General features: G+C 38.6%; 11 protein-coding genes and 1 pseudogene. 4 read left to right on the plus strand and 8 right to left on the minus strand.

The genetic code is table 11. From position 1 onward, the window contains the following. Positions 1 to 464 (plus strand): annotated as a pseudogene (locus tag Q0K35_RS01425) (hypothetical protein); the annotation flags it as partial. Positions 465 to 504: 40 nt separating this feature from the next. Here the strand turns inward: Q0K35_RS01425 and Q0K35_RS01430 are convergent. From Q0K35_RS01430 to Q0K35_RS01445, 4 genes are read right to left on the minus strand one after another with little or no spacing between them, the layout of a single operon-like run. After that, positions 505 to 882 carry a hypothetical protein gene (locus Q0K35_RS01430; RefSeq protein WP_294560893.1) on the minus strand — a complete coding sequence of 126 codons (378 nt, stop codon included), beginning with the start codon at positions 880 to 882 and terminating at the stop codon, positions 505 to 507. 10 nt (positions 883 to 892) lie between these two features. Then, entirely contained in the window at positions 893 to 2,101 is a 1,209-nt protein-coding gene (locus Q0K35_RS01435; protein WP_294560894.1) for a hypothetical protein, read from the minus strand. Between the two features lie 47 nt (positions 2,102 to 2,148). Beyond that, complete coding sequence (locus tag Q0K35_RS01440; protein ID WP_294560895.1) at positions 2,149 to 2,793, minus strand: hypothetical protein; 645 nt, start codon at positions 2,791 to 2,793, stop codon at positions 2,149 to 2,151. 53 nt (positions 2,794 to 2,846) lie between these two features. Continuing rightward, positions 2,847 to 4,178 (minus strand): RNA methyltransferase, encoded by a 1,332-nt coding sequence (locus tag Q0K35_RS01445; protein ID WP_294560896.1) that lies wholly within the window; start codon positions 4,176 to 4,178, stop codon positions 2,847 to 2,849. Positions 4,179 to 4,232: 54 nt separating this feature from the next. On the opposite strand from Q0K35_RS01445, the gene Q0K35_RS01450 reads away from it, so the two are divergent. Genes Q0K35_RS01450 through bcp form a run of 3 tightly spaced genes read left to right on the plus strand, consistent with a single transcriptional unit; the run spans position 4,233 to position 5,719 of the window. Then, on the plus strand, positions 4,233 to 4,901 hold the full coding sequence (locus Q0K35_RS01450; RefSeq protein WP_294560897.1) for an MBL fold metallo-hydrolase: 669 nt from the start codon (positions 4,233 to 4,235) through the stop codon (positions 4,899 to 4,901). Next, positions 4,891 to 5,253, plus strand: coding sequence for a VOC family protein (locus tag Q0K35_RS01455; RefSeq protein WP_294560898.1), 363 nt, complete (start codon positions 4,891 to 4,893; stop codon positions 5,251 to 5,253). The genes Q0K35_RS01450 and Q0K35_RS01455 overlap by 11 nt, the downstream gene beginning before the upstream one ends. Positions 5,254 to 5,257: 4 nt before the next feature. Next, positions 5,258 to 5,719, plus strand: a complete 462-nt coding sequence (bcp, locus tag Q0K35_RS01460) for a thioredoxin-dependent thiol peroxidase (protein WP_294560899.1) — start codon at positions 5,258 to 5,260, stop codon at positions 5,717 to 5,719. Positions 5,720 to 5,761: 42 nt separating this feature from the next. Here bcp and Q0K35_RS01465 read toward each other — a convergent pair whose 3' ends face one another. The 4 genes from Q0K35_RS01465 to Q0K35_RS01480 form a co-directional block, all read right to left on the minus strand. Next, complete coding sequence (locus tag Q0K35_RS01465) at positions 5,762 to 7,135, minus strand: aldehyde dehydrogenase (protein WP_294560900.1); 1,374 nt, start codon at positions 7,133 to 7,135, stop codon at positions 5,762 to 5,764. An 11-nt stretch (positions 7,136 to 7,146) separates the two neighbouring features. After that, positions 7,147 to 8,337 (minus strand): iron-containing alcohol dehydrogenase, encoded by a 1,191-nt coding sequence (locus Q0K35_RS01470; RefSeq protein WP_294560901.1) that lies wholly within the window; start codon positions 8,335 to 8,337, stop codon positions 7,147 to 7,149. Further along, positions 8,334 to 8,786, minus strand: a complete 453-nt coding sequence (locus Q0K35_RS01475; protein ID WP_294560902.1) for a MarR family transcriptional regulator — start codon at positions 8,784 to 8,786, stop codon at positions 8,334 to 8,336. Before Q0K35_RS01475 ends, Q0K35_RS01470 begins: the two co-directional genes overlap by 4 nt. Before the next feature lie 176 nt (positions 8,787 to 8,962). Continuing rightward, the gene (locus Q0K35_RS01480; protein WP_294560903.1) at positions 8,963 to 9,058 is read right to left on the minus strand and encodes a hypothetical protein; all 96 of its coding nucleotides are present in this window, start codon (positions 9,056 to 9,058) and stop codon (positions 8,963 to 8,965) included. Between the last annotated feature and the right edge of the window lie 8 nt (positions 9,059 to 9,066).

Raw genomic sequence — 9,066 nt, forward strand, 5'->3', positions numbered from 1 at the left:
AGGAAGAAAGAGGGAGCATTACGGAAATCTCACTGGACAAAAAGGTACATGTCGGATACAATAGGATTAGAAAAGAAGACTACGACAAACTATCCGTGATCCTGCTTTATCTGGGAAAAGAAAGCGAAGAAGAGATCTTAGGGTTACTGCAGACCTTGCTGGATGAAACGATCCAAAGTGAAAGAAAGCTGGCGATCCTTGAGGAAGAGTATGGCATCGTCATGGACGATGAAACAAGAAAGGAGATCAGAGAGATGTGCAACTTAGGCGATTATGTGGAGAACAAAGGAATGGCAAAAGGAATAACAAAAGGTATCGAAGAAACGACACTGAAATTTATAGGATTTATTCAAAACATGATGAAGAATAATGATATGAGTGCAGAAGAAGTATTTGATATGATGCAGATTCCAGCAAAGGAACGGGAAGAATATCTCACATATCTCAATCATGCTTCAAAGTAAAAACAAAGCGTCAGATTTGATGCTTTGTTTTTATTATCATTTAAATTTTGTCAGCTTTATTGAAATGCCTTATGATCAGAAAAGAAACAAGGACAGATACGATAAAAGCTGTGATGATGATCAGAAGAAGCACTCCTGTATCCTGATAGCGGCCAAAAAATACAAGAATGCTTTCAAACAAGCATAAGTCGCTGAAAACGATCATTGCTTTTTCTTTCCATGAAGAAAGCGGCTTTTCGCTCAAATAAGCCACGGATAATATGCTTATGACAAGACATAAACCACAAACAAGCTGAATGATGCCCTGCCTTCTATCACGATATTCAATTAACAGCGTGTAGCTGTTATATAAGAAATAAGCACAAAGAAAGAACAACAAAAGCCATAAAATCAAAAAAGCCAACTTTTTTTTATTCATGATACCACCTCTATATTTCCTGCACGAATTCAAAATGGATGCCATCATAAGAAAGATACAGACCTCTGGCCAGTTGTCCGTCTTTTTTATAGTCACCCTCTTTTTGAGAAGCAATTGCATAGATCACATCATGATCCTGATACATTTCCACGACAAGATCAAAAGGATCATAGCCGATGTCTTCGATCGTTGATGTCGCAGGCGGAAGCGTGACAGCTTCATAATCACCACCATGGTTTGTTGTACGATAAAGAACATTGGCATTGGCAAAATAGCCGATTTCATCACTCAGCCAAAAGACGCAGCTGATATTTTCATCAAACGCTTCATTCATGGATACCGATTCCCATGTTTCAAAATCAGCACTGCGATACGTTCCATAATAATCATCGCCCATCAAATGATCCAATGCCATCGTCAAATAACAGTAATGATCTGTTTTCGATAAATAAGCCTTGCCTTTATAATTTGAACTGCAAATATTGCTTTCCTGCCATGTTTCTCCCTGATCAAGGCTGTAAATTAACTTCACAGCCAATGAATTACGACCAATAAAAGCTGTAAATTCAGGTGTAATAATATAACTTTCATCATCAAGATATTCATCTGTCTCACTATGTATCGCATCCCAGCAGACCTGCTCATAACCGTTTGGCACTTCTTTGAATGTTTCACCATGATCATAGGTCACATATAAATTTGAATCCTGAATCGCATATGCCCAGTCCGTATCTTTCATCACATACGGAATCTTAGGAGCATCTTGAAAAACAGAGTGCTGTATCTGATACTGAACCGGTGACATCGCATCGGTAATTTCCCACATATGACCCTCATTTTGCCACACTAAAACAATTTCAAAATCATATTCATAACGTTCGCTGCTTTGAATCAGATTAAGATTGTCAATCACTGAAAGATTACGAGAGGATGTATAGATCGTCCCATTGACCTGTACGCTTTGTTCATCCAATACTTCGATACGATCCAGTTCAGCCTTCTGGATCCTGTAATCATAAGGAACATGGACACCTCTAAGCTGATTAAAATATTCATAAAACCATTTTTCACTTATTTCACTTAGATTTGATTTAGTCGTTTTGATCTGATAACCGACGATTTCCATAAAATTAAAAGACCGCCACATGACCTCTTCCGTTACACCGATTGCAAAGATCGCAAACATCAGGCATATCAAAGCAAGACCCACTCTTTTCATTTACCTATCCCCTTTCACCCAAAATGCAATTATACCGGTATTTCACATCAAAAAGCTTCAGTAATCTTCTCTATTCCCTGTATATAGATATCCTTGAGCTGATGTTGTTGGACATCGCTCATCATCACGCTTGGATCTTTCTGCGATTCAACGGTGCTTTCATGCATGAGCATGACCTTGCCCTCTTTGATAAAGAAAACACTGGGGGCATATAATCGCTTGATTGTGTCATCATTTAAGCCTTCGTAAATATTCAGGCTATCATATAAAGCATCATAGATCAGCTGATAATCCTCACTTTTTTCTTTCATGACTTCAATCATGCCTTCTTCATTTAATACAAGCTCATCCCGGATTCCTTTGATATCATAATAATAAATCTCACTCACTTCTTTTTCCCGGGCCGCTTCGATCAGGACTGGTAAAACATTGCGGCACCACGGACATTCATCAAAGCCAAAATAAATGATGCCGCCATTTTTGATCACTTCCAAAAGCTGATCGATATCTGCATATACCATCGGATGATCCGCCTCTATGACAACATTCACATAATCTATGCCACTGTCATTTTCTTTGCCATTCAACGATTCATACTCTTCTTTAAAGCGTAAAGCCTCTTGTTTCACCGAAGAGTCATTGCAAGCTGACACAAGCAATACGATCAGTAAAACACATATGAGTTTATTCATAATCGTTCTCCTTTACGCAAGTATATCTTTTCTAACTACCATTTGCAACTCACTTATTTTTCAAAGGCCTTCAGTGTTCTCAGACCTTTTGGATATTTATTTTTTATCTGATTGCCATCCCCTTTTCCAAAACCTAAAGGAACATGTTTATAGGCACAGCATACATAGCCTTTTTCTTGATGGGCAAAAACATTCCCGCTTAAAAATAATTGGGCTTCAGCTTGTGTCATATCAATGATATGATGATAATACGGCATCAAAAGTGAAGACATATAGAAATGCTGATGTGGTTCTAAACGATTTTTTACGATTTCACCGATTAAGATTCCTTGCCGAAGAATATTCATATCCGCCTCTAAGAACATCTCTTTTCTGGCATAAACCTTATTATTAATTTCAATCAGATTTAAAGAAAGATCACTTTGATCCTTTATAAATTCAATTGCTGAAGGATGTATCCTTCTTGTTTTCTTATATTTCAGAAAAACAGCCTTTGCTTCTCCTCGTTTTCGCATCTTCGCAAAGAAATGCCCTTCTCCGCCATCCATCGGATAGATACGGCGCACTTTCGAAACATCCAGATCCTTATAAGGAAGACCCTTTCGTTTGACATGATCACCGCCATCAAGCAGCTCCATTTCCGGATGCCGTTTTAAAAATTCATAGATGACCGCTTCATTTTCCTCAATGGCATAGGTACAGGTCGAATAGACCAATATCCCATTTGTCTTGAGGCATGTAACCGCCTCATCCAAGATACGCAGCTGTCGTTTCTGACAGGCCAGATTATTTTCTACGCTCCATTCCACAGAGGCCAGCTCATGCTTTTTCATCATGCCTTCACCACTGCATGGCGCATCGACCAAGACCTTATCAAAGACACCTTGAAACTGAGGGGCGAGCCTTTCTAAAGATGAGCAGGTAATCATATTCTCTCCTACTCCGCATCTTTCCATGTTGGACATAAGGATATTGGCACGTTTAGGATCAATTTCATTGCTTAAAAGAAAGCCGGTATTGTTCAAAGCACAAGCGATCTGATGACTTTTGCCTCCCGGAGCCGCACAAGCGTCTAAGACCCAATCTCCCTCTTGAATATCCAAAGCTTTCACGACACTGGCTGCACTGGGTTCCTGAAGATAATATAGTCCTGCCAAATGCGTCCAATGACTTCCTGCCTTAACGCTGCCATCAAACAAATAACAATTCTCTCCAAATGAAGAAGGCGTCAGTTTATAAGGAAAATTTTCCTCTACGAAGGAAGGACGACATTTCATCGTATTGACGCTGAGTCCCTTATACATTTCTTTATCTAAGGTAGCTAAAAATTCTTCATATTCATCCTGTAAATATTCTTTCATTCTTTCTAAATAATTTGTTTTCATGCATGTATTGTAACATATTTTGAAAAATGTGCTACAATGAGTTCGGAGGTAAACATGAAAATATATCCAATCTATCACAGTGGCTTCATGGTTGAGCTTGAACATCATATCTTATTATTTGATTATTATATGAAAGACCTGCCAATCATCCAAAGTGACAAGCCTTTGTATGTGTTTGTTTCTCACAAGCATCAGGATCATTACAATCCGGAAGTCTTTGAGAAAACGAAGGACTTTAAAAAACGCACCTTCATCTTTGCCAGTGAAATCAAAAAAACACCTCTCCCTGTCATTCATATGCATCATGATGAAACGCTCAAGGTTGATGATATGACAGTAACTACGCTGCTTTCTACTGACAGCGGGGTTGCCTTTATTATCGAAACAGAAGATAAAACCATCTATCATGCCGGTGATCTTCATCTGTGGTTATGGGAGGATGACAGTGAAAAAGAAGCCAAGATGATGCGAGGCAGCTTTATGGCTGAGATGAAAAAGATCAAAGGCCGTCACTTCGATCTGGCTTTTCTCGTATTAGATCCACGTCAAAGCGATGAGCTAGCTTGTGAAGGTCTTGAGATCTTTAATGCATGGACAGATACTTCGGTCATTTTCCCAATGCATTTCTCATCAGATCCTGCACACATGGAAAAGCTGTTGTTAAAAGTAAAAAACAGCGAGAATATTGTCAATACAGAAAGGGTGAAAGAATATGAATTTTAAAATGATCCATGAAAATTATAACGTATCGAATCTGGAAGCATCATTGAAATTTTATGAAGAAGCTTTGGGACTAAAGGAAGTCAGAAGAAAAGAAACTGAAGCCTTTACGATCGTTTATGTGAAAAATGAGCAAAGTGATTTTGAATTAGAACTGACACAGCTTCATGATCATCCGCAACGCTATGATCTGGGTGAATGTGAATTTCATTTAGCTTTTGAATGTGATGATTATGAAAAAGCATATGAAAAGCATAAAGAAATGGGCTGTATATGTTTTGAAAATCCATCTATGGGCATTTATTTTATTGAAGATCCGGATGGTTATTGGTTAGAAATCGTTCCAAGGAGGTAATTTTATGTTAGAAGTGAATACAAAAGCCATTGATTTTACATTGCCGGATGAAAATGGCAATCCCGTTTCTCTTTCTTCTTTTAAAGGAAAGAAAGTCGTCGTATATTTTTATCCGAAGGATAATACTCCGGGCTGTACGAAACAGGCCTGTGCATTTAAAAGCGCTTATGATGATTTTAAGAAGCTGGATGTCGTTGTGATCGGTATCAGCAAGGATACATCCAAATCTCATCTTAACTTTAAGAAGAAATATGAGCTTCCTTTCATTCTGCTTTCCGATGTCGATCACAAGGTGATCGAAGCTTATGATGTATGGAAGGAAAAAAAGCTGTATGGAAAAACATATATGGGAATTATGCGCTCTACCTATGTCATTGATGAAGAGGGCGTGATCATTAAAACCTTTGAGAAAGCAAGTCCGGAAAATAATGCCAAGGAGATTCTGGAATATCTTCATCAAAACTGATAAAAAAAGTGTCATGTCCATGATTGGAATGACACTTTTTCTTTATCTTAAAAACAGATGTAACAGTTTTTCATATAAACCTTTTCGATATGGCTGATAACGCATCGGAAGATCCATCCATGTTTTTTTATCTACGATGCTTTTCGTATGTGAGAAAGCATCAAAGCCGATCTTACCGTGATATGCCCCCATACCGCTTTCACCGACACCGCCAAAGCCCATCTCACTGGTCGCTAAATGAATGATCACATCATTGATACAGCCACCGCCATAGCGACAGCGCTCACTCAGCTTTTGGATCACAGCTTTATCTTCTGAAAAGATATAGAAAGCCAACGGTTTCGGTTTATCAGCGAGCAAATGAATCACTTCATCTATCGTATGAAAGGTCAATATTGGCAAAATGGGACCAAAGATCTCTTCCTGCATGACGGCATCATCCCAAGTCACCCCATCCATTACGCTAGGAGAAATCTTTTGGGTATGGGGATCGGATTCACCGCCAATTACCAGCTTATTTTGATCGATCAAACCTAAAAGACGTTCAAAATGCTTTTGATTGACAATTTTTCCATAATCTTTATTTTCTAATGGCCGCTCACCGAATTGCTTTTTGATCTGTAAGCAGATTTCTTTGATCAGTGAATCCTTTACACTTTCATGACAAAGGATATAATCCGGTGCCACGCAGGTTTGACCACAGTTTAAATATTTTCCAAAGACGATCCTTTTGGCCGCTAATTTTATTTTAGCGGTTTTATCAACGATACAAGGACTCTTACCTCCCAGTTCCAATACTGCCGGTGTCAGATATTCGGCGGCATGACGCAATACCTCTTTACCCACATTCTGACTTCCCGTAAAAAAGATAAAGTCAAACTTCTTTTCTAAAAGGGCGGCATTTTCCTTTCTTCCACCGGTTACCACTGCGACATATTCACCAGGGAAGCATTCTTTTATCATTTTATCAATCAGGGCACTGGTTGCCGGTGAATAAGCACTTGGCTTCACAATTGCCGTATTGCCTGCCGCAATCGCATCTGCCAGCGGATCGATCGTTAAAAGCAAGGGATAGTTCCATGGACTCATGATCAACGTATTTCCATAAGGAGATGCTTGTTTATAGCTGACGGATGCAAACTGTGCAAGAGGTGTGTGTACATGATGTTTACGTGCAAATTTTCTGACATGAGAGATCATATAACTGATTTCGCTGAGTACCAGACCCGTTTCACACATATAGCTTTCATATTCACTTTTTCCTAAATCTGCTTTTAATGCCTGAGCAATTTCTTTTTCATATTTATGAATGACATTTCTTAGCTTTTTCAACATTTCGATACGAAAATCAATTGAAAGAGTCTTTCCGCTTTGAAAATAAAGACGTTGTTTTTCTAATATTTCATCAATATTCATGTCTACCTCCATCACATAACCATATAATAAAACTTTTCTAATTCCTTTGCATCCATCAGCTTAGGTACCGGATACAATGGATTGGCTTCCTTGGCCGCATGTTTTGCCATCAATGGTATATCCTTTTCTTGGATTCCCTCGAAATGAGCAGGTATCTTCATCCTCTGATTTAATTTTTCAATGGCATCAATAAACTTATTGGCTCCTTGCTCATGAGTATCATTTTTGGCCGCTACACCGGCTGCCATACCACAGTCATGTAATTTCTTATAGGCACATGCCCCATATTCCTTTAATACATAAGGCATTAAAACAGCATTCGCAAGACCATGAGGGATATTATACTGACCCCCTAATGAATGAGCCACAGCATGAATATAACCCACATATGATTTTGAAAAAGCAATTCCGGCAATATATGATGCATGCAACATATTTTTTCGGGCTTCATCGTCATCACCCTTTGTATAAGCTTTTTCAATATTATCAAAAATCAAACGTATTGCTTCAAGTGAATATCTTCGTGTTTCCTTGCTCGTAGAATTACCGATATAGGCTTCAACCGCATGGGTCAGGGCATCCATTCCCGTTGTAGCGGTCAATTGCGGCGGCAAGGTATAAGTAACCTTTGGATCCAAAATCGCATAGCCGGGAATCAGCGTAAAACTATTCATCGTATATTTATATTTTTTCTCACTGTCTGTGATCACTGCCGTGATCGTTACTTCACTCCCTGTTCCTGCCGTTGTCGGAATGGCAATGAGTGGTGGAATCTTTTTTAAAACACGTAAAAGACCTTTTAACTGATCCAAAGATTTCTTTGGATAAGCAATACGGGCACCTACACCTTTGGCACAATCCATCGAGGAACCGCCGCCAAAAGCAATCAAAGCCTCACAGTTTTCTTGCAAATAAAGCTTACGGGCTTCTTCTACATTCCAAACCGTCGGATTGGCACATGTCTTGTCATACACAACACAATGAATATCATGGTCATGTAATATCTTTTCTAATGGCTTGCGATTTTCTTTCAATGCAGCGTCACTGACAAGCAATACAGAATGTACATTGATCTTCTTTAAAAGGTCTGGTATTTCTGTGATACTTGAATATAATTCAGGCTCGCGATACGGCAATATCGGCAATGCCAGATGAAAAATAACTTGATAAATACGGCAAAAAGCTTTTGTTAATGGATTCATTCCGGAAGTCCCTCCTTATTCAGCTTACGAAGATTTGAAGCAATCTGTTCCAAGGCTTCATACAATACTTTTCTTTGTTCATCAGTTAAATCCTTACCTGCAATATCAACAGCTAAAGAAGCCCGCTGTGATACAAATAAAGCCGCCTTTCTTCCTTCCTCAGTCAGCTTAAAGACCCCTTTATAAAGATTCTGATGAATTCCTTCTTTCTTCACCAGACCCTTTTTTTCAAGCAAGGTCATCATTCGGGATACATCTGCCTTATCCTTTACGCAACATTCACAAATCTGCGTTGCCGTAATACCGTCAGGATAACGCAACATCGTTAAAAGATATATCGAATGAGCACCCTTTAACCCATATTTTTTCATTTCTTCTGCTGTCAGCTTATGCCAATAGCGCAATATCTCAAATAACAACAAAGAAAAACGCTCAAAACGATTTACCATAATTTTCTCCTTTACCATTGATAATTCAACTTTTGTATTGTAAGTCCAACTTGTTGATTTGTCAACATTACATGAATTCAAAGATTAAATGTTCTTCGATAGTTACACGATAAAACATGAAATGCCCTCTTATCCAATGTAAACAACATTTACAAAAAAAGAGTAAGTCCAACGACTTACTCAATTGAAATGTATTTCTTTTCTTCTACCTTCGGCTGATCTTTCTTCGGAATGTTCAAATGCAAAACACCGCTTTCAAATCTTGCCTTGATATCTTCAT

This window comes from uncultured Traorella sp., from assembly GCF_944327115.1.
Taxonomy (GTDB): domain Bacteria; phylum Bacillota_I; class Bacilli_A; order Erysipelotrichales; family Erysipelotrichaceae; genus Traorella.

Bases quoted from the DNA above. Each gene is read 5' to 3' on its own strand.
- Q0K35_RS01455 (WP_294560898.1), top strand. From the start codon at position 4,891: ATGAATTTTAAAATGATCCATGAAAATTATAACGTATCGAATCTGGAA.
- Q0K35_RS01465 (WP_294560900.1), bottom strand. From the start codon at position 7,135: ATGAATATTGATGAAATATTAGAAAAACAACGTCTTTATTTTCAAAGC.
- Q0K35_RS01470 (WP_294560901.1), bottom strand. From the start codon at position 8,337: ATGAATCCATTAACAAAAGCTTTTTGCCGTATTTATCAAGTTATTTTT.
- Q0K35_RS01450 (WP_294560897.1), top strand. From the start codon at position 4,233: ATGAAAATATATCCAATCTATCACAGTGGCTTCATGGTTGAGCTTGAA.
- Q0K35_RS01440 (WP_294560895.1), bottom strand. From the start codon at position 2,793: ATGAATAAACTCATATGTGTTTTACTGATCGTATTGCTTGTGTCAGCT.
- Q0K35_RS01445 (WP_294560896.1), bottom strand. From the start codon at position 4,178: ATGAAAACAAATTATTTAGAAAGAATGAAAGAATATTTACAGGATGAA.
- Q0K35_RS01435 (WP_294560894.1), bottom strand. From the start codon at position 2,101: ATGAAAAGAGTGGGTCTTGCTTTGATATGCCTGATGTTTGCGATCTTT.
- Q0K35_RS01430 (WP_294560893.1), bottom strand. From the start codon at position 882: ATGAATAAAAAAAAGTTGGCTTTTTTGATTTTATGGCTTTTGTTGTTC.
- Q0K35_RS01475 (WP_294560902.1), bottom strand. From the start codon at position 8,786: ATGGTAAATCGTTTTGAGCGTTTTTCTTTGTTGTTATTTGAGATATTG.
- bcp (WP_294560899.1), top strand. From the start codon at position 5,258: ATGTTAGAAGTGAATACAAAAGCCATTGATTTTACATTGCCGGATGAA.